Below are 22,783 nucleotides of genomic sequence, written 5' to 3'. Positions count from 1 at the left end.
GACGCCCTCGCGTCCGCCCCCTCCTCCGGGAGATCATGGCGGGCATGCCTCGTGTCGACATCCCCGGGTCCAAGTCCCTCACCGCGCGCGCCCTCTTCCTGGCGGCGGCTGCGGACGGCGTCACGACGCTGGTCCGCCCGCTGCGCTCCGACGACACGGAGGGGTTCGCCGAGGGGCTGGCCGCCCTCGGGTACCGGGTCGGGCGGACGCCGGACAGCTGGCAGGTGGACGGGCGCCCGCAGGGTCCCGCGGTCCCGGAGGCCGACGTCTACTGCCGGGACGGCGCGACGACCGCCCGCTTCCTGCCGACCCTCGCGGCGGCGGGCCACGGCACGTACCGCTTCGACGCGTCCCCGCAGATGCGCCGCCGCCCGCTCCTCCCGCTCACGCAGGCCCTGCGCGACCTCGGCGTCGACCTGCGGCACGGGGCGGAGGAGGGCCACCACCCGCTGACCGTGCACGCGGCCGGGGTGGAGGGCGGCGAGGTGACTCTGGACGCCGGCCAGTCCTCCCAGTACCTGACGGCCCTGCTCCTCCTCGGCCCGCTGACCCGCAAGGGGCTGCGGATCAGGGTCACGGATCTGGTGTCGGTGCCGTACGTCGAGATCACGATCGCGATGATGCGGGCGTTCGGGGTGGGGGTGGAGAAGGTGGAGGGCGATTCCGGGGGCGCCGGATCAGGAGGGGCCGGATCAGGAGGGGCCGGCGCCGGCGGCGGAGCCGGCTCGGGAGCGGCTGGTGCTGGAGGTGCGGCCGGTTCCGGAGCGGCTGGCCTTGGAGGTGCGGTTGGTTCCGGAGCGGCCGGTTCCGGAAGCGCGGTTGGTTCTGGAGGTGCGGTCGGCCCCGGCGGCGAAGTCCGGCCCGGTGAGACCGTCTACGTCGTCCCGCCCGGCGGCTACCGTGCCGCCACCTACCCCATCGAACCGGACGCCTCCACCGCGAGCTACTTCTTCGCGGCGGCGGCGCTGACCGGTACCGAGATCACCGTCCCGGGCCTCGGGAAGGGCGCGCTCCAGGGCGACTTGGGGTTCGTGGAGGTGCTGCGCGAGATGGGCGCGGACGTCGACGTCGCCGTGGACCGCACGACGGTCCGAGGCACCGGCACCCTGCGCGGCGTCACCGTCAACATGCGGGACATCTCCGACACGATGCCCACCCTCGCCGCGCTCGCCCCCTTCGCCGACGGCCCGGTCCGTATCGAGGACGTCGCCAACACGCGGGTCAAGGAGTGCGACCGCCTGGACGCGTGCGCGGAGAACCTGCGGCGCCTGGGCGTGGCCGTGACGACGGGCCCCGACTGGATCGAGATCGCCCCGGGCACACCGGCCCCCGCCGAGATCAAGACGTACGGCGACCACCGCATCGTCATGTCCTTCGCGGTGACGTCCCTGCGCACACCGGGCATCTCCTTCGACGACCCGGGGTGCGTACGCAAGACGTTCCCGGAGTTCCATGAGGTGTTCGGGAGGCTGCGGGAGGAGATCGGGGGCTGAGGGACGGAGTTTTCGGGCCCTGCCCGAGCGGGAGGGACGGCGTTTTCAGAGCCCCGCCCGCTCGGGAGGGGCGGCGTTTCTGGCACCCCGCTCGATGGGGAGGGGCGGCGTTTCCCGCACCCCGCCCGAACGTTCCCGGTACCCCGCCCGAGCATTTTGCGCCCCTACTCCGACCACACCCGAACAACCCGGTCCCGAGACCGATCGCCGGGCGGTGAGGAATGATCGGGCCATGACCCCTACCGCGTCCTTCCTGATCCTGCACGGCTGGCAGAACCACCGCCCCGAGGGCCACTGGCAGCACTGGCTGGCTGACCGGCTGACCGGGCTGGGCCATGAGGTCGCCTATCCGCAGCTGCCCGACCCGGACGAACCCGAACTGGACGTGTGGCTGGACGAGTTGGCGGGGCATCTGCTGGGCAGGGGCGGCCGGGTGGTCGTCGCGCACAGCCTGGCGGCCGTGCTGTGGCTGCACGCGGTGGCGCGGGGGCTGCCCGGCCTGGACGGCGTCGAACGGGTCCTGCTGGTGGCCCCGCCCTCCGCGTCGGTCCTGGCCGCGCACCCGGAGGTGGCGGAGTTCACCCCGCCCCACCTGGACGGCCTGGCCCTGCCCGCCCCGATCCGCCTGGTGGCGGGCGACACGGACCCGTACTGCCCCGAGGGCGCCCAACAAGCTTTCGGCGACCCCTTGGGAGTCCTGGCCGAAGTCCTCCCGGGCGCGGGCCACTTGAGCCTGGACGAGGGCTACGGGGAGTGGCCGTCGGTCCTGGACTGGTGCCTGGACGGCGAGGCGAAGCTGTCGGCGAGGTAGGGGAGTTGGGGGCCGGGGGAGGGGACCCGGAGCCACCGGACCGACAACACCTAAGACGGGCCGGAGAGTTGGAGAAGCGCAGCGAGCACAGGAGACGGCCCCGAAGCCCCACAACGAGCAGGCCGCACCCGGCACCGAGCAGCCCCACTCACGGCCTCCCCCGCAGGTCCGCAAATACTCGGCACCGCACGGCGGGCCCGACCGCACCCGGCACCCAACAGCCCCACCCCCGGCCTCCCCCCGCCCCGCAGGGGCGCACATGCTCACCCGACGCTCCCGAAACCCCCTCACTGCAAGCCGCCCCCAACACCCCCGAAGCTCCCCCCGCTTCAAGCGGCCCCCAACTCCCCCACACCCCCGCTCACCCAGCGGCAGCGCGCGGCACCCCAGAAGACCCCCGCACCATCAACTCCCCCCGGATCACAGCGATCCCCCCATGCGGCGCCTCCTCCCGCCCCATCGCGATCCGCCCCGCCCGAGCCCCCGCCTCCGCCAACGGCAACCGCACCGTCGTCAGCGAAGGCACCGCATCGATGCTGAACGGCAGATCGTCGAACCCGGCGACGGAGACATCCTCCGGAATCCGCAGCCCCGAATCCCGCAGCGCCGCGCACGCCCCGAGCGCGACGGAGTCGTTGGCGGCGACGACGGCCGTCAACTGCCCGTCCCGCCGCAGGAGTTCGAGCGTGGCCTCGTACCCGGCCCGGCGGTCGTAGGGACCATGCACGGTCCACCCCGGCAACTCCTCGATCCCCGCAGCAGCCAGCGCCGCGCGATGCCCTTCGAGCCGGTGCCGGGTCGTCGTACGCTCCTCCGGCCCCGCGATGTAACCGAGCCGCCGGTGCCCGAGCCCGATGAGGTGCTCGGTCAGTTCACGCCCCCCGCCCCGGTTGTCGAAAGTCAGCGCGATCGCCCCGGTGTCGGGGGCCGGCGGCCGGCCGCACAGCACCAGCCGCGTCCCCGCCTCGCTCAGCCTGCGCAGCTTCGCCGCGACGGCGAGCGCGTGCGGCTCGTTCTCCATCGCCCCGCCGGTGAGGACGACGGCCGCCGCCCGCTGCCGCTGGAGCAGCGTGAGATAGGTCAGCTCGCGCTCCGGATCGCCCCCGGTGTTGCAGACCACCGCCAGCCGCTCCCCGCCCGCCCGCCCGGCGGAACCGCCGATCTCGGACTGGATCGCGCCGGCCATGATCCCGAAGAAGGGGTCGGCGATGTCGTTGACGAGGATGCCGACGAGATCGGAGGTCGCGGCGGCGAGCGCGCTCGCGGGACCGTTCAGGACGTAGTCCAGCTCGTCGACGGCACGCAGCACCCGCTCCCGGGTCGAGGCCGCCACGGGATAGTTCCCGTTCAGCACGCGCGACACCGTCGCGGGGGAGACCTGAGCGCGGGCCGCCACGTCCGCCAGGGTCACCGTCATCTCGTCGTCCTCCGGTCGTGCAGGTCTCGTCGTACATCGTCGTACCGGAGAGACCCTACGGCCGAAGCACCGCCGCGTTCGCCCGCTCGAACGACACCGGCATCTCGAACCGGACACGGTCTTGTCCGGACCACTGGTCAGAGGCTAGCTTGCCTCTGTATAGAAAGCGCTTGCTGTGACGCTGATCAGGGAGAGGCGTACGTGCGGCGCACACTCACCGCGTACGACTTCTGCGAAGGGACCGACGTGACACGCAAGACGGTGCGGATCGCCATGAACGGCGTCACCGGACGGATGGGCTACCGCCAGCACCTCGTCCGCTCCATCCTGGCCATCCGCGAACAGGGCGGCCTCGACCTCGGCGACGGCACCGTGCTGTGGCCCGAGCCGATCCTGGTCGGCCGCCGCGAGCACGTGCTGCGCGCGATGGCGGAGCGGCACGGCCTGGAAAGCGTTTCCACCGACGTGGACGCCGTCCTGGCCGACCCGAGCGTCGACATCTACTTCGACGCCCAGGTCACCTCCGCCCGCGAGGAGGCGATCACGAAGGCGATCGCCGCAGGCAAGCACATCTACACCGAGAAGCCGACCGCGACCGGCCTCGACGGCGCCCTGGAACTGGCCCGGCTCGCCGAGGCCAAGGGCATCAAGCACGGCGTCGTCCAGGACAAGATCTTCCTGCCGGGCCTGCTCAAGCTGAAGCGCCTCATCGACGGCGGCTTCTTCGGCCGCATCCTGTCCGTCCGGGGCGAGTTCGGCTACTGGGTCTTCGAGGGCGACTGGCAGGACGCCCAGCGCCCGTCGTGGAACTACCGCGCGGAGGACGGCGGCGGCATCGTCGTCGACATGTTCCCGCACTGGGAGTACGTCCTGCACGAGCTGTTCGGCCGCGTCAAGTCCGTCCAGGCGCTCGCCACCACCCACATCCCGCAGCGCTGGGACGAGCAGGGCAAGCCCTACACCGCGACCGCCGACGACGCCGCGTACGGCGTCTTCGAGCTGGACGGCGGCGCGGTCGCGCAGATCAACTCCTCCTGGGCGGTGCGCGTCAACCGCGACGAGCTCGTCGAGTTCCAGGTCGACGGCACCGAGGGCTCGGCCGTCGCGGGCCTGCGCAACTGCCGTGCCCAGCACCGCAGTTCGACCCCGAAGCCGGTGTGGAACCCGGACATCCCGGCCACCGAGGTCTTCCGCGACCAGTGGCAGGAGGTCCCGGACAACGGGGAGTTCGACAACGGCTTCAAGGCGCAGTGGGAGCTGTTCCTCAGGCACGTCTACGCCGACGCCCCCTACCACTGGGACCTCCTCGCCGGCGCCCGAGGCGTCCAACTCGCCGAACTGGGCCTGAAGTCCTCCACCGAGGGCCGCCGCCTCGACGTCCCGGAGATCTCCCTGTGACCATCCAACTCCCCACGGCGGACGGCGGTTTGCGCGCCTACGACCCGCGCACCGAACCCCTCGCCGTCTCCCCGGGCGTACCGCTCACCTCGCGTACGGTCTTCTCGGCGGCCCACGTCGTCGCCGACCCCTTCGCCGACGTCTCGCCCGACTCCCCGGCCGCCGTCGACTGGGACGCCACCCTCGCCTTCCGCCGCCACCTCTGGGCGCACGGCCTGGGTGTCGCCGAGGCGATGGACACCGCCCAGCGCGGCATGGGCCTGGACTGGGCGGGCGCGGCGGAACTGATCCGCCGAAGTGCCGCCGAGGCAAAGGCAGTTGGCGGCCGGATCGCGTGCGGCGTCGGCACCGACCAGCTCACTGCGGCCGACGGGTCCCTCGCGGCGATCCGCGCGGCCTACGAGGAGCAGCTGGCCCTCGTCGAGGAGTCCGGCGCCCAGGCCATCCTCATGGCCTCCCGCGCCCTCGCGGCGGCGGCCTCGGGCCCCGAGGACTACCTGGAGGTGTACGGCCACCTCCTGCGCCAGGCCGCCGAGCCGGTCGTGCTGCACTGGCTGGGCCCGATGTTCGACCCGGCGCTGGAAGGCTACTGGGGCTCGTCCGACCTGGACGCGGCCACCGACACCTTCCTCGAAGTGATCGCCGCCCACCCCGACAAGGTCGACGGCATCAAGGTCTCCCTGCTCGACGCCCAGCGCGAGGTCGACCTGCGCCGCAGGCTCCCGCAGGGCGTGCGCTGCTACACCGGCGACGACTTCAACTACCCCGAGCTGATCGCGGGCGACGAGAAGGGCTTCAGCCACGCCCTGCTGGGCATCTTCGACCCGCTGGGCCCGCTGGCCGCCGAGGCGGTGCGCGTCCTGGACACCGGGAACACGGCGGGCTTCCGTGAACTCCTCGACCCCACGGTGGAGTTGTCCCGCCACCTCTTCCAGACGCCGACGCGCTTCTACAAGACGGGAGTCGTCTTCCTCGCCTGGCTCGCCGGCCACCAGTCCCACTTCACGATGGTCGGCGGCCTCCAGTCGGCCCGCTCCCTCCCGCACCTCGCCCGCGCCTACGAACTCGCCGACGGACTGGGCCTGTTCCCCGACCCGAAGCTGGCGCAGGAGCGGATGAAGAACCTGCTCTCTGTCTACGGGGTGAATCAGTGACCGACTCCCTGAGCCGCTTCAGCATCAACCAGATGACGGTGAAGCAGCTGTCGATCCCGGAACTCGCCGCCGCCTGCGGCGAGTTGGGCGTCACCAAAGTCGGCCTATGGCGCGAGCCCGTCCAGACGTACGGACTCGAGGCCACCGCCAAACTCCTCGGCGAGGCGGGCCTCGCGGTCACGACGCTGTGCCGGGGCGGCTTCTTCACCGCGATCGACCCGGCCGAGCGCCAGGCCGCCCTCGCCGACAACCGCCGCGCCATCGAGGAGGCGGCGGCCCTCGGCACCGACACCCTCGTCCTCGTCTCCGGCGGCCTCCCGGCCGGCTCCAAGGACCTGCACGGCGCCCGCGAACGCATCGCGGACGCCCTCGCCGAACTGGGCCCGTACGCCGAACAGCACGGCGTACGCCTCGCGATCGAGCCGCTGCACCCGATGTACGCGGCCGACCGCTGTGTCGTCTCGACCCTCGCCCAGGCCCTCGACATCGCCGAGCGCTTCCCGGCGCACCAGGTCGGCGTGACGGTCGACACGTACCACATCTGGTGGGACGACGACGCGCCCGCGCAGATCGCCCGCGCGGGCGCCGGGAACCGTATCCACACCTTCCAAATCGCCGACTGGACCACCCCGTTGCCCGAAGGCGTCCTCAACGGGCGCGGGCAGATCGGGGACGGCGCGATCGACATGCGGGAGTGGAAGGGGTACGTCGAGGCGGCCGGGTACGCCGGGCCGATCGAGGTCGAGCTGTTCAACGACGGGCTGTGGGCGCGCGACGGCCGCGAGGTGCTCGCGGAGACGGCGGCGCGGTTCGTGGAGCACGCGGGCTGATCCCATAGCCGGTCGGCTCTTTGTGAAGCCTTATTCACACAGCTCTCGCCAAGAATTGCAGATCAGCGGTCCGGTTGCGCCGAATTAACTGTGACTGGGCTGTTGATCTGCACTTTTTCAAGAACTCGGGAACCGTGACCGACCTGGTCGTGTCTGTAGGATCAGCGCGCCGCGATCCAATGCGAAGGCGTTGCAAATTGCGGCCGATAAACCCTATGGAAAACCAGGAGATAACTGTGAACACGCGTATCGCCGCCGTTTCCGCGCTGTCCGCCGCCCTCGTCGTGACCGGCGCCGCCGCCGCGTCCGCCGCCCCGAACCCGGTCCCCGCCCCCAAGGCGACCATCACCATCAAGGCCAGCAAGACGGACATCAAGCTCGGCGACGTCGTCACCTTCACCGGCAAGACCGCCGGCCTCAAGGAGGGCTCCAAGGTCACCCTCCAGGTCAAGACCGGCAACAAGTGGCTGACCCTCCCTAACGCCGCCCCGGTCGTGAAGAGCGCCTACAAGGTCACCGACAAGTTCACGAAGAAGGGCGCCCAGGTCCTGCGGGTCGTCGACGGCAGCACCGTCTCCGCCGAGGTCCTGGTCCGCGTCGCCTGATCACCCCGTGAGACCGCTTGCCCCACCCCGTCCGATCCGGGGTGGGGCAAGCTCCGTCGATTGTCCTGCACGCCGGGCCAGGACCGGCCCCGCGCCACCTGAAAAAAATCTTGGAATCCCGTACAACCCTTACGGGGGGCCGCCGGTCATACATGTCGCCGGGCCCCGGAGGGGGATCTGGGGGGATCGCAAGGGGGTTCCGGCACGCAGGGGGGAAGACCGAGGGGCCCAGTCGACGGACCGGGCCCCTCGAAGTTTCGCCAGGGGTACGTCAGTTGCGGGGGCGCCCGCTCGAACGCCGGTGCCGGTGGCGCCGGTTCAGCGCCGCCCGTGCGAACGCCGGTTCAGCGCCGCCCGCGCGAACGCCGGTTCAGCGCCGCCCGCGCGAACGCCGGTTCAGCGCCGCCCGTGCGAACGCCGGTTCCGCGAGCGCCCGTTAGAAGAACACCCCGCACCGCAGCAGCACGTTCGCGTAAGGCCGCGCCTCCCCCGTCCGCACCACCAGCCGCGCCCCCGCCGACAGCTCCTTCAGCCGCTCGTGGGAGACCAACTCCAGCCCGGGGAAAGCCGAGTCGAGCAGCGCCGTCGCCTCGGGGTTCGCCGCCCGCACCTCCTGCGCGGCCGTCGCCCCCTCGATCACCAGCTCCTCCAGCAGCCCCGCGAGCACCTCAGCGAACGACGGCGTCCCCGCCCGGAACGCGAGGTCGACGACGCGCGGCCCGTCCGGTATCGGCATCCCGGCGTCACAGATCAGCACCCCGTCCCCGTGCCCCAACTCGGCGACGGCACCGGCGAGATGGCGGTTGAGGATTCCGGACTTCTTCACAGGGACCCGACCTCCGTGGCCGTAGGGAACGTCTCCAGGGCGTCGACCTCTTCAGCGGTCGGGAACGACTCCTGCGCCCCCCGCCGGGTCACGGCGACCGCCCCGACCCGGGCCGCGTACACGGCTGCCTCGGCCAGAGTGGCCCCCGCCCCCAACTTCCAGGCCAGCGCGGCCGTGAAGGAGTCCCCGGCCCCGGTCGTGTCGACGGCGTCGACCTTCACGGACGGCACCCGGACGACGTCATCGGCACCCCCGGCCCCGTCCGGAGCCCGAGTGGCGACCAACGCCCCCTCCGAACCCATCGTCACCACAACCGACTTGGGCCCGCTCGCCAGCAACTCCCGCACCCACTCGGCAGGATCGCCCCCGAGCGCCCCGCCCCCGAGAATCACCCGGGCCTCGTGCTCATTCACGATCAGCGGATCACAGGCGCGCAGCACCTCCGCCGAAAGCCCTTGCGGCGGCGAGGGGTTGAGCACGAACCGCGTCCCCTCCGGCAGCTGCCGCACGACCTCCTCGACCGTCTCCATCGGGATCTCCAGCTGCGCCGAGACCACCCGCGAGGCGTGGAGGAGGGAACCCGCCGCGCGGACGTCCGCCGGGGTGAGGCGGCCGTTGGCGCCGGGGGAGACGACGATGCTGTTGTCGCCCGACGGATCGACGGTGATCAGCGCGACGCCGGTCGGCGCCCCGCCCACCAGCACGCCCACCGTGTCGACCCCGGCCGCCCGCTGGGACTGAAGCAGCAGCCGCCCGTTGGCGTCGTCGCCGACCCGCGCCAGCAGGGCCGTACGGGCGCCCAACTTGGCCGCCGCGACAGCCTGGTTGGCGCCCTTGCCGCCCGGGTGGACGGCGAGGTCTGAGCCGAGCACGGTCTCCCCGGCGCCGGGCCTGCGCTCGACGCCGATCACGAGATCGGCGTTGGCCGACCCGACGACCAGCAGGTCGTAGTCGTACATGTAACTCCCCAATCAGGACGGGCCACTTGGACGGCCCCGGGCCGAACTACCGATGCGGCCGGGGTACTTGTGAAGCACCCCGGCCGCCCGCTCACCTCAGCCGCTGAACCCGGCCACGTTCTCCTTGGTGACCACCTTCACCGGCACCTTGACGGTCTCCTCGACCTTCTTGCCCTGGAGCGCCCGCAGCGCGTTGTCGACGGCGATCCGCCCGAGCTGCGAGGGCTGCTGGGCCACCGACGCGTACAGGGTCCCGTTCTCAACGGCCTTGAGCCCGTCGGGAGTTCCGTCGAAGCCGACGACCTGGACCGACTTGCCGGCCTTCGCGCCGAGCGCCTTCGCCGCGCCGAGCGCCATCTCGTCGTTGGCGGCGATGACGCCCTGGACGTCGGGGTGCGCCTGGAGGAGGTTCGACATGACGTCGAGGCCCTTGGTGCGGTCGAAGTCGGCCGGCTGCTGGGCGAGGACCTGGATGCCGGGGTACGCCTTCAGCCCCTTGGCGAAGCCCTCGGCCCGCTCGCGCGCGGCGGACGTACCGGCCTGCCCCTGGAGGATGACGATCTTCCCGGTGCCGCCCAGCTTCTCGGCGAGCGTCTTGGCGGCCTGCTCGCCGCCGGCGACGTTGTCGGAGGCGACGAGCGCGTCGACGTCCGCCTTGTTGACGCCCCGGTCGACGGCGATGACGGGGATCTTCGCCTTGTCCGCGGCCTTCACGGAGTTGCTCGCCGCGTCGGAGTCCACCGGGTTGACGATGATCGCCTTGAGGCTCGAACTGGTGAAGTTCTGAAGCTGGTTGGCCTGCTGCGAGGCGTCGTTCTGGGCGTCGGTGACGGTCAGGTCGACGCCGAGCTTCTTCGCCTCGGCCTGCGCGCCGGCGCGGATCTGCACGAAGAACGGGTTGTTGAGCGTGGAGAGCGAGAGCCCGACCTTCGGCCTGTCCGTCGCGGACCCGCCGTCGTGCAGGAACGACGTCGCCCCCACGATCGCCACCGTCACCACGGCCGCGAGCCCGTACGTGGCGGCCTGCCTGCCGCGACCGCCGGTCCCCACCGCCGTGGGCGCCGCCCCGGCCTTGCGCCGGACCGTGTCCAGCAGCACCGCCAGCGCGATGACGACACCGATGACGACCTGCTGCCAGAACGCGGACACGTTCAGCAGGTTGAGCCCGTTGCGCAGCACCGCGAGGATCAGCGCGCCGATCAGCGTCCCCGACGCCTTGCCGGTGCCGCCCGCGAGGGAGGCGCCGCCGATGACGACGGCCGCGATCGCGTCCAGCTCGTACCCGTCGGCGGCCTGCGGCTGCGCGGACGACAGCCGGGAGGCGAGCACGACGCCCGCGACGGCCGCGAAGACACCGGACAGCGCGTAGATCGCGAGCTTCTGCTTCGGCACCCGCAGCCCGGACAGCCGCGCGGCCTCCTCGTTGCCGCCGATCGCGTACATGGAACGCCCGATGTAGGTCCGCGCCAGCACGAACGCCGCGATCAGCCCCATGACGACCATGACCAGCACCGGCACCGGCAGCCAGCCCCCGAGTGTGTCGCCCAGATGTGAGACCGAGTCCGGGAAGGCGATCGGCGAACCGCCGGAGATCACCAGTGCCAGACCGCGGGCCACCGACAGCATGGCGAGCGTCGCGATGAACGGCGGCAGCTTGCCGTACGAGATGAGGAACCCGTTGATCAGACCGGCGGCGATGCCGGTCGCCAGGGCCAGCAGCACCGCGAGGAACACCGGTACGCCGTGCGAGGTCGCGCTCCAGGCCAGCACGGTCGCCGACAGCGCGGCCACCGAGCCGACCGAGAGGTCGATGCCGGCGGAGACGATCACGAAGGTCACGCCGAACGCCAGGATGGCCGTCACGGCCGCCTGGACGCCGACGTTCAGCAGGTTGTCGGTCGTCAGGAAGTCGCCCGACAGCGCCGACATGGCGATGACGAGGACGATCAGCGCGGTCAGCGCGCCGTTGTCGAGCAGCAGACGGCGCACCGCCGCGGCGCCACCGGCGCCCGTGCCGCCCTTGAGCGTGTCAGCGGCCACGGGGGGCCTCCAGTTCGGTAGTGGGAGTACTCACGGCGAGGGACATCACCGCGTCCTGCGTGGCCGCTTCGGCGGACAGCTCGCCCGCGATCCGGCCCTGGGCCATCACCAGCACCCGGTCGCTCATGCCGAGCACCTCGGGCAGATCGCTGGAGATCATCAGTACGGCGGCCCCGGCGGCCGTCAGTTCGTTGATCAGCTGGTAGATCTCGACCTTGGCGCCGACGTCGATCCCGCGCGTGGGCTCGTCGAGGATCAGCACCTTGGTGTCGGCGAGCAGCCACTTGCCGATGACGACCTTCTGCTGGTTGCCGCCGGACAGCGTGCGCACCTGCTGGCCGAGCCCGGCCATCCGCACGCCCAGCTGCCCGGCGATCCGCGCGGCGGCCTCACGCTGCCCCTTGAGGTCGACGACACCGCCCTTGGTGGCCGCCCTGAGGGTGACCAGGCCCAGGTTCTCCTCGACCGACTGGTCGAGGACGAGCCCCTGCCCCTTGCGGTCCTCCGGCACCAGCCCGATCCCGGCCGCCATGGCCGCGCCCACGTCATGCCGGCGCACCACGGCCCCGGAGACCTTCACGGCCCCCCGGTCGTACGGATCGGCCCCGAAGACGGCCCGTACGACCTCGGTGCGGCCCGCGCCGACCAGGCCGGCGATGCCGACGACCTCACCGGCGCGCACCTCGAAGCTGACGTCGTGGAAGACGCCGTCCCGGGTGAGCCCTTCGACCGACAGCAGGGCGGCGCCCTTGTCGGTGTCCCGCGCGCGCGGGTACTGCTGCTCGATGGAGCGGCCCACCATGAGGCGGACGAGTTCGTCCTCCGGGGTGGAGGCGGGCACCTGGCCGACGGACTTGCCGTCCCGGATGACCGTCACACGGTCGCCCAGGGCGGCGATCTCCTCCAGGTGGTGCGTGATGAAGACGATCCCCACGCCGTCCTCGCGCAGCTTGCGCACGATGACGAACAGCTTCTCGACCTCCTCGGAGGTCAGCACGGCCGTCGGCTCGTCCATGATGAGCACGCGCGCGTTCAGGCTCAGCGCCTTGGCGATCTCGACCATCTGGAGCCGCGCGATGCCCAGTTCACGCACCCGCGTGCGGGGCGACACGTTCACGCCGACGCGCTCCAGGAGGACGGCGGCCTCCGCCTCCATGGTCCCCCGGTCGATCATCCCGTAGCGGCGCGGCTGACGGCCCAGGAAGATGTTCTCGGCGACCGTCAGGTCGGGCACCAGGTTGAACTCCTGGTAGATCGTGGCGATCCCCAGCCGCTCGGAGTCCTGTGCGCCATGGATGCGCACTTCTTCGCCGCCGGCCAGGATGCGGCCCTCGTCGGGGGTGTAGGCGCCGGAGAGCATCTTGATCAGCGTGCTCTTTCCGGCGCCGTTCTCGCCCAGCAGGACGTGCACCTCGCCCCGGCGCAGGTCGAAGTCGACGCGGTCCAGCGCGACCACCCCGGGGAAGGTCTTCCGCAGCCCTTCGATGCGCAGCAACTCGTCCGGGTCGCTCACGGCTGGCTCCTGTTCGTTGCGGGGGGCTCGCCGCAGGAGCGGCGAACGACGAGACGGGCGGGGAGCGTCACCGACCGCGGCGCACGCCCCTCGATGCGGTCCACGAGCGCGCGCACGGCGGCCCGCCCCAGCTCGCCCGTGGGCTGGGCGACCGCGGTGACGGGCGGGTCCGTGTGCACGAACCAGGGGATGTCGTCGAACGCCGCCAGCGCGATGTCGTCCGGCACCCGCAGCCCGCGCGCGCGTACGGCGTCCAGGGCGCCCAGGGCCATCAGGTTGTCGGCGGCGAACACGACCTGCGGCGGCTCGGCGAGATCGAGGAACCCCTCGGTCACCCGCCGCCCGCTGGCGGCCTGGAAGTCGCCCTGCCCGATGTACTCCTCGGGAAGGTCCAGACCGACCTCCTGGAGGGCCTCACGGAACGCCTCGACGCGTTCCTGGCCGGTCGTGGTGGCCGCCGGACCCGCGATGATCGCGAGCCGCCGGTGCCCGAGCCGGTGCAGATGTGCCACGAGGTCCCGTACGGCCGCCCGGCCGTCCGCGCGGACCACGGGCACGTCCACGCCCGGGATCCACCGGTCGACGAAGACCATCGGCGTCCCGGCCCGCACGGCGTCCAGCATCAGCGGGGACCCGCCGTCGGTGGGGGAGACCAGCAGCCCGTCGATCCGCCGGTCCAGCAGCGTGCGGACGTGGTGGTCCTGGAGGTCGGGCCGCTCGTCGGCGTTCCCGATGATCACGCTGTACCCGAGCGCGCGGGCCTCCTCCTCGACGGAGCGGGCCAGTTCGGTGAAGTACGGGTTCAGCACATCGCTGATGACCAGGCCCAGGGTGTGCGTCTGGTCGGTGCGCAGCGACCGGGCGACGGCGTTGGGCCGGTAGCCCAGCGCCTCGACGGCGGCCAGCACCCGCGCGCGTGCCTCTTCGCTCACCGAGGGGTGCTCGTTCAGGACACGCGAGACCGTGGCGACAGACACTCCCGCCTCGGCAGCGACGTCCTTGATACTCGCCATCGCCGGCTCCACCTCCTCGTGGAATCGATTACATCGACGTGTGCGGTCGATTGGAATCGATTACATGGGGGTTGAGCAAGAGTTCCGCCAGTGGCTGAAACCCGATCGTGATAAACGCCGCTCAGATGAGCGGCGTCTGGAAGGGGGTCTCTATGGGGAGGGGGGCTCGCTATATGGCGTACCGCCACACGTCCAGCATGTACGCCCCGTACCAGGACCCGAAGAGGGCGGCGACGGCCAGGGTGACGATCGCGGTGGACGTCCGTACGCGCGCGAGCGCGCGGGCCGCCGGTATGACGAAGATCAGCGCGGGTATCAGCAGCCGCAGCTTGGAGTGGTAGTAGTTGCTCTGCCCCAGCGTCATGACCAGGACGACCGTGCCGTAGACCGCCAGCGGCAGCCAGGTCCGCTCGCGCCAGGCGGCGGCCGTGGCGAGCACCAGGGTGATCAGCAGCAGGGCGGTGCTGACGGCGACCCAGCCGTCCGCGCGGACGAACGCGTACTTCAGGAAGTCGAAGAAGGCGCCGCCGTTGTCCCAGCGGGTCCCCCAGCCGGCCTGCTGTATCTCGAACCAGGCGTCCAGCTTCCCGGTGCGCGCGGCCACCCACAGGACGTACCCGGGCACCCCGAGGTAGGACACCACCATGGCGACCAGGGGACGCCACTCCACGCGCCGCTCCTTGCGCAGGTGCAGCGCGACGGCGACCCCCAGGGCCGCGATCAGCGCGACGGCGACGGACCGGGTGAGCCCGGCGCACAGCACCAGGAAGCCGGCCGTCAGCCAGGCCTTGCGGTGGATCGCGAGCAGCGTCCCGGCGGCCAGCGCGAGGAACAGGGACTCGCTGTAGGTCATCAGGAAGACCAGGGCCATCGGCTGGGCGCAGGCGACCAGGAACACGGCGATGTGCGCGGTGCGCCGGTCGTACAGCCGCAGCAGCAGCCGGTGCAGGCAGATCAGCGCGGCCAGCAGGGCGAGATGGGCGGCGACGATGCCGGCCGTGGCGTAGCCGAGACTGGTCACCGCGTGCACCGCGCGGATCAGCAGCGGGTAGGCCGGGAAGAAGGCCAGGGTGCCGCCCTGGAGGCCGTCCTGGGTGATCGCGTAGTCCTGGGGGTAGCCGTTGCGCGCTATGTCCAGGAACCACTCCCCGTCCCATGCCGTCAGCCGCTCGTGCAGACCGGGGCCGTCCGCCGGGTTCAGCGCGGCCAGCAGCGCGAGGTGCAGCACCAGCGAGAACGCGTACACGGCGAACGGGACGCGGGCCGCGAGCACGGCGCGTCTCCAGCGGGGCCGCTCGGCGGGCGAGGTCTCCCAGGGGTCGCGGCGGGCCGCCGGGGCGGTGGCCGGGGCCTCGGGCGGGAGCGGCTTCATCGGCAGCGGAGTGGGCGGCATAGGGCGGTTCGTATTTCTTTCTTCGGTAATGCGGATTCCGGCACGGGGAATTGACAGGAAAGCCGGATCAGCCCGGTCCAGGGCTCGGCCACGGCCGGGAATCGGAGTGCGGTGCGGGGTGCGCGGGGGGAAGTCCGGGCGGTCTCGCATTGGGTGCCGAATGCGGAGCGTGAAGGGGTGGTACGCCTCTTGATAACACCGGCGGCGCCATGGCGATCAGCAGCGTGCCGACGGCGAACGAGCCGATCAGCACGGATCGGGGCGGGGGAGAGGGCATGGTGCTGGCTCCGGGCGGGTCGGGGTGGGGGAATCCCAGGGACCGGATCTCGCTGTACCGCGAGGCTTATTTCAGGTGCTCCGCGATCAGCTCTTTGATCCTCTCATGCAAAAGTTCGCAAAAATAGACCGGCCTGATGCTTGAAGTGTAAAGCTTCGATCACGCTTGTGGACCGGCGGTGAAATGGTGAGCGCTTGTCCGGATACCCGGCGGTAGCTTCACGGGCCGGTTTCCGTACCCCGCTGTCAGTGCCGGCCGGTACCGTCGTGCCATGTCGCAGCAGACGGCGGAGCAGCAGACGGCGGAGCAGAAGACGGGCCCGGCGGGCGAACGGCGCCTCGCCGTGGTCGAGGGCGTGCTGGAGCGGATCACGTACGCCAATGAGGACAACGGCTACACCGTCGCGCGCGTGGACACCGGCCGCGGCGCGAACGACCTCCTCACGGTCGTCGGCGCCCTGCTCGGCGCCCAGGCCGGCGAGTCCCTGCGCATGGAGGGCCGCTGGGGCTCGCACCCGCAGTACGGCAAGCAGTTCACCGTCGAGAACTACACGACCGTCCTGCCCGCCACCGTCCAGGGCATCCGCCGCTACCTCGGCTCCGGCCTCGTCAAAGGCATCGGCCCGGTCTTCGCCGACCGCATCACGCGGCATTTCGGCGCCGACACCCTGACGATCATCGAGGAGGAGCCCAAGCGGCTCATCGAGGTCCCGGGCCTGGGCCCCAAGCGCACCAAGAAGATCGCCGAGGCCTGGGAGGAGCAGAAGGCGATCAAGGAGGTCATGCTCTTCCTCCAGACCGTCGAGGTCTCCACCTCCATCGCCGTGCGCATCTACAAGAAGTACGGCGACGCCTCCATCGCGGTCGTCAAGGAGCAGCCCTACCGCCTCGCCGCCGACGTCTGGGGCATCGGCTTCCTCACCGCCGACAAGATCGCCCAGTCCGTCGGCATCCCGCACGACAGCCCCCAGCGCGTCAAGGCGGGCCTCCAGTACGCCCTCTCGCAGTCGGCGGACCAGGGCAACTGCTTCCTCCCCGAGGAACGCCTCATCGCCGACGCCGTCAAACTCCTCCAGGTCGACACCGGCCTGGTCATCGAGTGCCTGGCCGAACTCGCCGGGCCCGGGGAGGACGGCGAGGAGCCCGGCGTCGTCCGCGAGAAGGTCCCCGGGCCCGACGGCGAGGAGATCACGGCCGTCTACCTGGTCCCCTTCCACCGCGCCGAACTCTCCCTCTCCGCCCAGCTGCTGCGCCTCCTGCGCGCGCGGGAGGACCGCATGCCGGTCTTCCAGGACGTCCGCTGGGAGCGCGCCCTGGAGTGGCTGAAGGGGCGTACGGGGGTGGAGCTGGCGCCCGAGCAGGAGGCCGCCGTCAAGCTGGCGCTGACGCAGCGGGTCGCCGTCCTCACCGGCGGTCCCGGCTGCGGCAAGTCGTTCACCGTCCGGTCGGTCGTCGAGCTGGCCCGCGCCCGCAAGGCCAAGGTCCTGCTCGCCGCCCCCACGGGCCGCGCCGCCAAACGCCTGGCGGAGCTGACCGGCGCCGAGGCGTCCACGGTCCACCGCCTGCTGGAGCTGAAGCCGGGCGGCGACGCCGCGTACGACCGCGACCGCCCGCTGGAGGCCGACCTGGTCGTCGTCGACGAGGCGTCCATGCTGGACCTGCTGCTCGCCAACAAGCTCGTCAAGGCCGTCCCCCCGGGCGCGCATCTGCTGTTCGTCGGCGACGTCGACCAGCTGCCCAGCGTCGGCGCGGGCGAGGTCCTGCGCGACCTCCTGGCCGACGGCGGCCCGGTTCCCGCCGTCCGCCTCACCCGGGTGTTCCGCCAGGCCCAGCAGTCCGGGGTGGTCACCAACGCGCACCGCATCAACTCCGGGCAGCATCCGCTGACCGACGGCATGAAGGACTTCTTCCTGTTCGTCGAGGACGACACGGAGGAGGCGGGCCGGCTCACCGTGGACGTCGCCGCGCGGCGCATCCCCGCGAAGTTCGGCCTCGACCCGCGCCGCGACATCCAGGTCCTCGCCCCCATGCACCGCGGCCCCGCGGGCGCCGCCGCCCTCAACGGCCTCCTCCAGCAGGCCGTCACCCCCGGCCGCCCCGACACCCCCGAGAAACGCTTCGGCGGCCGGGTCTTCCGCGTCGGCGACAAGGTCACCCAGATCCGCAACAACTACGACAAGGGCGCGAGCGGCGTCTTCAACGGCACCGTCGGCGTCGTCACCTCACTCGACCCGGTGGAACAGACCCTCACCGTGCTGACGGACGAGGACGAGGAGGTGCCCTACGACTTCGACGAACTGGACGAACTGGCGCACGCCTACGCCGTCACCATCCACCGCTCCCAGGGCAGCGAATACCCGGCCGTCGTGATCCCGGTCACCACCGGCGCATGGATGATGCTCCAGCGCAACCTGCTGTATACGGCCGTCACGCGCGCGAAACGCCTGGTCGTGCTGGTCGGCTCGCGCAAGGCGATAGGACAGGCGGTGCGGACGGTCTCCGGGGGCCGGCGCTGCACCGCCCTCGCCTTCCGCCTCGCGCGCGGCTGAAGCGGCCCACCGCGCGGACGACGCCTCCCGCCGCGCCCGAACACCCGCGCGCACAGCGCCTGTACCCGCCTCGTGAAGCATCAGAAAAAATGATCGATCAAATGAGTCACGAAGGTCACAGAGCACTACCGGAAGCGGGACGAAGGCGGCAGGATGAGCAAGTTGGCGGCACTGAGTGCCGTCGATAAGCCCAATGGTCGACCCCGAGTGCACGCACCTGCGCCAAATGGGGGATGGTAGAGACAGTCAGGGCAACCTCGAAGATGAGGCACAACGTCGGTGAGGGAAGACGTGAGCGACAACTCTGTAGTACTGCGGTACGGCGACGGCGAGTACACCTACCCGGTGATCGACAGCACCGTCGGCGACAAGGGCTTCGACATCGGGAAGCTCCGGGCCCAGACCGGTCTCGTAACGCTGGACAGCGGTTACGGCAACACCGCCGCCTATAAATCCGCGATCACCTACCTCGACGGCGAGGCGGGCATCCTCCGCTACCGCGGCTACCCGATCGAGCAGCTGGCCGAGCGCTCCACCTTCCTGGAGGTCGCCTACCTGCTCATCAACGGTGAGCTGCCCACCGTCGACGAACTCTCCTCCTTCAAGAGCGAGATCACGCAGCACACCCTGCTGCACGAGGACGTCAAGAACTTCTACAAGGGGTTCCCGCGCGACGCCCACCCGATGGCCATGCTGTCCTCGGTCGTCTCCGCGCTGTCGACGTTCTACCAGGACAGCCACAACCCGTTCGACGAGAAGCAGCGCAACCTCTCGACGATCCGGCTGCTCGCCAAGCTTCCGACGATCGCGGCCTACGCGTACAAGAAGTCGGTCGGCCACCCCTTCGTCTACCCGCGCAACGACCTCGGCTACGTCGAGAACTTCCTGCGCATGACGTTCTCCGTGCCGGCGCAGGACTACGACCTCGACCCGGTCGTCGTCGCCGCGCTCGACAAGCTGCTCATCCTGCACGCGGACCACGAGCAGAACTGCTCGACCTCCACGGTCCGCCTGGTGGGCTCCTCGCAGGCGAACATGTTCGCCTCGATCTCCGCCGGCATCAACGCCCTGTGGGGCCCGCTGCACGGCGGCGCCAACCAGTCGGTGCTGGAGATGCTGGAGGGCATCCAGGCGAACGGCGGCGACGTCGACTCCTTCATCCGCAAGGTGAAGAACAAGGAGGACGGCGTCCGCCTGATGGGCTTCGGCCACCGGGTGTACAAGTCCTTCGACCCGCGCGCGAAGATCATCAAGGCCGCCGCGCACGACGTCCTGTCGGCCCTCGGCAAGTCCGACGAGCTGCTGGACATCGCGCTGAAGCTGGAGGAGCACGCGCTCTCCGACGAGTACTTCGTCTCGCGCAACCTCTACCCGAACGTCGACTTCTACACCGGCCTGATCTACCGGGCCATGGGCTTCCCGACCGAGATGTTCACGGTCCTGTTCGCCCTCGGCCGGCTCCCGGGCTGGATCGCCCAGTGGCACGAGATGATCAAGGAGCCGGGTTCGCGCATCGGCCGCCCGCGCCAGATCTACACGGGCGTCGTCGAGCGGGACTTCGTGCCCGTCGAGGAGCGCTGAGCGGTTTCCGCACGCTGAGTTTCGACTCTGACAGGGGCTGCCCGTAAGGGCGGCCCCTTTTAGGTTGCCGTTTCGGACAGTTGACCAGGTCGACGAAAACGACAAAAAGGATCAGAACGCAGCAGAAGGCGCCCCGACGCCGGTCCCCCCACGGGCCGACGAACAGGGCGCCTTCCCGTGTCCCGGTGCGGATTCCCCCCACGGGATCCGGCCGGGCGTTTCGGAGGACAGCGCCTGAATCGCTGTGCTGCGAGCTATGTGCTGCGAGTTATGCGGTTATTGCGATCTGCCGGGACGCGCACGCTGGGAGGGCCGCTCAAAGCTTCCCGTTGTACGTGTCCCGGCAACGCATCTCTGGAGAAGTCCCCCAAGACATCCCCAGACGCCAGTCGGCGCCCCCCAAGACGCTTCCTGACATCGTCAACTTAGACCTTCGAACCCCTTCGATGGTTACGTTCACATCACTGTGATCTGTGTCTCTTGTATATGTCCCGTTAGATACACAAGTGACCAGGTACGGCGATCGGGGCCCAAGCGTAAGGAAGATGCGCGAGCCTTGTGAAGAGCTTATGTGAGGCGTCGGCCGGACTCCAGGGGGATTGTCATATTCGGTCGTCTCGAATTGAACAACTTTTGCGTGACCGTGGGTAACCTACGCCTGGTCCGGGTGCGAGATCAACGGAACGCACGCAGCCGGAGGCTGTTGGTCACCACGAACACCGACGAGAACGCCATCGCCGCCCCCGCGATCATCGGGTTGAGCAGCCCGGCGGCGGCCAGCGGCAGCGCGGCCACGTTGTAGCCGAACGCCCACACGAGGTTCCCCTTGATGGTCGCGAGCGTCCGCCGCGCCAGCCGGATCGCGTCACCGGCCGTACGCAGATCCCCGCGCACCAGCGTCAGGTCGCTCGCCTCGATCGCCGCGTCCGTGCCCGTGCCCATCGCGAGCCCCAGATCGGCCCGCGCGAGTGCCGCCGCGTCGTTGACGCCGTCCCCGACCATCGCCACGACCCGGCCCTCGCCCTGCAACCGCCGCACGGCGGCCACCTTGTCCTCGGGCAGCACCCCGGCGATCACCTCGTCGATGCCGACCTGCGCCGCGACCGCCTCGGCGACGGTCCGGTTGTCGCCGGTCAGCAGCACCGGCGTGAGCCCCAGCGCGCGCAGCTCGCGCACCGCCTGCGCGCTGGTGTCCTTCACGGCGTCCGCGACGGCCAGCACCCCGCGCGCGGCGCCGTCCCAGCCGACGACGACAGCGGTGCGCCCGGCCCGCTCGAACCCGTCCCGCACCCGCGCCAGCTCCTCGGGCAGCTCCTCGAAGAGCCGCCCCGCGGCCACCGAGAAACCCTCCACCCGCCCGCGTACGCCCCTGCCGGGCACGTTCTCGAACCCGGACACCTCCGGCAGCCCCCCGGCCCGCTCAGCCGCCCCTGCGGCCACGGCGCGCGCGACCGGATGCTCCGAGGCGTGCTCCAGCGCCCCCGCGAGCCGCAGCAACTGCCCCTCGTCGGTGCCTTCGGCGGCGTACACGTCCTGGAGGGTCATCCGCCCGGTCGTCACCGTGCCGGTCTTGTCCAGGACGACGGTGTCGACGCGGCGCGTGGACTCCAGGACCTCAGGGCCCTTGATCAGGATGCCCAGCTGGGCGCCGCGCCCCGTGCCGACCATCAGGGCCGTCGGTGTGGCGAGCCCCAGCGCGCACGGGCAGGCGATGATCAGCACCGCGACGGCGGCCGTGAACGCGGCGACGGTGTCCCCGGTGGCCGCGAGCCACCCGGCGAAGGTCGCCGCGGCGATCACCAGCACGACCGGCACGAACACCGCCGACACCCGGTCCGCCAGCCGCTGGACCTCCGCCTTCCCGCTCTGCGCCGCCTCCACGAGCCGCGCCATCCGCGCGAGCTGCGTGTCACCGCCCACGCGCGTGGCGCGCACGACGAGCCGCCCGCCGGCGTTCACCGTCGCCCCGGTGACGCCGTCCCCGGGCCCCACGTCCACCGGCACCGACTCGCCGGTCAGCATGGACGCGTCGACGGCCGAGACGCCCTCGGTGACGACACCGTCGGTGGCGATCTTCTCGCCGGGCCGCACGACGAACAGGTCACCGGCCGGCAACTCGCCCACGGGGACGCGGACTTCACGCCCCGCGCGCAGGACGGCGACGTCCTTGGCGCCGAGTTCCATGAGCGCTCTCAGGGCGGCCCCGGAGCGCCGCTTCGCGCGGGCCTCCAGATAGCGCCCGAGGAGCAGGAACGCGGTGACCCCGGCGGCGACCTCCAGGTAGAGCGAGGAGGAGGCGTCCGCGCGGGTGACGGTGAACTCGAAGCCGTGCCGCATCCCCGGCATCCCGGCGTGCCCGAAGAACAGCGCCCACAGGGACCAGCCGAACGCGGCGAGCGTGCCCACGGAGACCAGCGTGTCCATGGTGGAGGCGCCGTGCCGCAGGTTCGTCCACGCGGCCTTGTGGAAGGACCAGCCGCCCCAGACGACGGCGGGCGCGGCCAGCGTCAGCGACAGCCACTGCCAGTTGTCGAACTGGAGCGCCGGGATCATCGACAGGAGGATCACCGGCAGCGCCAGGGCGGCCGTCACGAGCAGCCGGTGACGCAGCGCGGTCAGTTCGGGATCGCTTTCGACCGTTTCTCGCTCCACGCGCGCGGGTGCTTCGGGCGCGGGTTCCTCGGCCGTGTAGCCGGTCCTGACGACCGTCTCGATCAGATCGGCGACCGTCACCCCTGGGGGGTAACTGACCTTGGCCTTCTCGGTCGCGTAGTTGACGGCGGCGGTGACGCCGTCCATGCGGTTGAGCTTCTTCTCGATCCGGGCGGCGCAGGAGGCACAGGTCATGCCGCCGATCACCAGATCGACTTCGGACGGGAGTCCGGGGGCTATCGGAGTGTGCGTGCTGGACATGTCCTACTCCAG

At 71.0% G+C, this 22,783-nt stretch carries 16 protein-coding genes; 8 read left to right on the top strand and 8 right to left on the bottom strand.

The window, feature by feature from the left end; translation table 11 throughout:
- Window positions 1-44: 44 nt before the first annotated feature.
- Window positions 45-1,493: a 3-phosphoshikimate 1-carboxyvinyltransferase gene (locus ACYUD3_RS32790; RefSeq protein WP_470978083.1), complete on the top strand. Its 1,449-nt coding sequence runs from the start codon at window positions 45-47 to the stop codon at window positions 1,491-1,493.
- A gap of 232 nt (window positions 1,494-1,725) precedes the next feature.
- Window positions 1,726-2,304 carry an RBBP9/YdeN family alpha/beta hydrolase gene (locus ACYUD3_RS32785; RefSeq protein WP_470978081.1) on the top strand — a complete coding sequence of 193 codons (579 nt, stop codon included), beginning with the start codon at window positions 1,726-1,728 and terminating at the stop codon, window positions 2,302-2,304.
- A 361-nt stretch (window positions 2,305-2,665) separates the two neighbouring features.
- Here ACYUD3_RS32785 and ACYUD3_RS32780 read toward each other — a convergent pair whose 3' ends face one another.
- A complete protein-coding gene (locus tag ACYUD3_RS32780) occupies window positions 2,666-3,721 on the bottom strand; it encodes a LacI family DNA-binding transcriptional regulator (protein ID WP_470978078.1) in 1,056 nt (351 codons plus the stop codon).
- Between the two features lie 246 nt (window positions 3,722-3,967).
- Here ACYUD3_RS32780 and ACYUD3_RS32775 point away from each other — a divergent pair, with 246 nt between their 5' ends.
- From ACYUD3_RS32775 to ACYUD3_RS32760, 4 genes are all read left to right on the top strand, one after another.
- The gene (locus tag ACYUD3_RS32775) at window positions 3,968-5,119 is read left to right on the top strand and encodes a Gfo/Idh/MocA family protein (protein WP_470978386.1); all 1,152 of its coding nucleotides are present in this window, start codon (window positions 3,968-3,970) and stop codon (window positions 5,117-5,119) included.
- Window positions 5,116-6,273 (top strand): dihydrodipicolinate synthase family protein, encoded by a 1,158-nt coding sequence (locus ACYUD3_RS32770; RefSeq protein WP_470978075.1) that lies wholly within the window; start codon window positions 5,116-5,118, stop codon window positions 6,271-6,273. The genes ACYUD3_RS32775 and ACYUD3_RS32770 overlap by 4 nt, the downstream gene beginning before the upstream one ends.
- 32 nt (window positions 6,274-6,305) lie before the next feature.
- Entirely contained in the window at window positions 6,306-7,103 is a 798-nt protein-coding gene (locus tag ACYUD3_RS32765) for a sugar phosphate isomerase/epimerase family protein (protein WP_470978383.1), read from the top strand.
- Between the two features lie 236 nt (window positions 7,104-7,339).
- Complete coding sequence (locus ACYUD3_RS32760) at window positions 7,340-7,708, top strand: hypothetical protein (RefSeq protein WP_470978073.1); 369 nt, start codon at window positions 7,340-7,342, stop codon at window positions 7,706-7,708.
- A gap of 436 nt (window positions 7,709-8,144) precedes the next feature.
- Here ACYUD3_RS32760 and rbsD read toward each other — a convergent pair whose 3' ends face one another.
- From rbsD to ACYUD3_RS32730, 6 genes are all read right to left on the bottom strand, one after another.
- On the bottom strand, window positions 8,145-8,534 hold the full coding sequence (gene rbsD, locus ACYUD3_RS32755) for a D-ribose pyranase (RefSeq protein ID WP_470978070.1): 390 nt from the start codon (window positions 8,532-8,534) through the stop codon (window positions 8,145-8,147).
- On the bottom strand, window positions 8,531-9,493 hold the full coding sequence (locus ACYUD3_RS32750) for a ribokinase (RefSeq protein WP_470978067.1): 963 nt from the start codon (window positions 9,491-9,493) through the stop codon (window positions 8,531-8,533). The genes rbsD and ACYUD3_RS32750 overlap by 4 nt, the downstream gene beginning before the upstream one ends.
- Before the next feature lie 96 nt (window positions 9,494-9,589).
- Window positions 9,590-11,533, bottom strand: a complete 1,944-nt coding sequence (locus ACYUD3_RS32745; RefSeq protein ID WP_470978064.1) for an ABC transporter permease/substrate-binding protein — start codon at window positions 11,531-11,533, stop codon at window positions 9,590-9,592.
- Window positions 11,523-13,046, bottom strand: a complete 1,524-nt coding sequence (locus ACYUD3_RS32740) for a sugar ABC transporter ATP-binding protein (protein WP_470978062.1) — start codon at window positions 13,044-13,046, stop codon at window positions 11,523-11,525. Before ACYUD3_RS32740 ends, ACYUD3_RS32745 begins: the two co-directional genes overlap by 11 nt.
- Entirely contained in the window at window positions 13,043-14,059 is a 1,017-nt protein-coding gene (locus ACYUD3_RS32735; protein WP_470978060.1) for a LacI family DNA-binding transcriptional regulator, read from the bottom strand. The genes ACYUD3_RS32740 and ACYUD3_RS32735 overlap by 4 nt, the downstream gene beginning before the upstream one ends.
- Before the next feature lie 169 nt (window positions 14,060-14,228).
- A complete protein-coding gene (locus ACYUD3_RS32730; RefSeq protein ID WP_470978057.1) occupies window positions 14,229-15,452 on the bottom strand; it encodes a mannosyltransferase family protein in 1,224 nt (407 codons plus the stop codon).
- Window positions 15,453-16,000: 548 nt separating this feature from the next.
- Between ACYUD3_RS32730 and recD2 the strand changes: the two genes are divergently transcribed.
- Window positions 16,001-18,277: an SF1B family DNA helicase RecD2 gene (gene recD2 / locus ACYUD3_RS32725; protein ID WP_470978055.1), complete on the top strand. Its 2,277-nt coding sequence runs from the start codon at window positions 16,001-16,003 to the stop codon at window positions 18,275-18,277.
- Between the two features lie 291 nt (window positions 18,278-18,568).
- On the top strand, window positions 18,569-19,858 hold the full coding sequence (locus ACYUD3_RS32720; protein ID WP_470978053.1) for a citrate synthase: 1,290 nt from the start codon (window positions 18,569-18,571) through the stop codon (window positions 19,856-19,858).
- 675 nt (window positions 19,859-20,533) lie between these two features.
- Here ACYUD3_RS32720 and ACYUD3_RS32715 read toward each other — a convergent pair.
- On the bottom strand, window positions 20,534-22,771 hold the full coding sequence (locus tag ACYUD3_RS32715; protein ID WP_470978050.1) for a heavy metal translocating P-type ATPase: 2,238 nt from the start codon (window positions 22,769-22,771) through the stop codon (window positions 20,534-20,536).
- Window positions 22,772-22,783: the final 12 nt, after the last annotated feature.

Source organism: Streptomyces sp. AMJ-169 (assembly GCF_055597585.1).
This window is presented reverse-complemented; position numbering and strand designations above follow the sequence as displayed.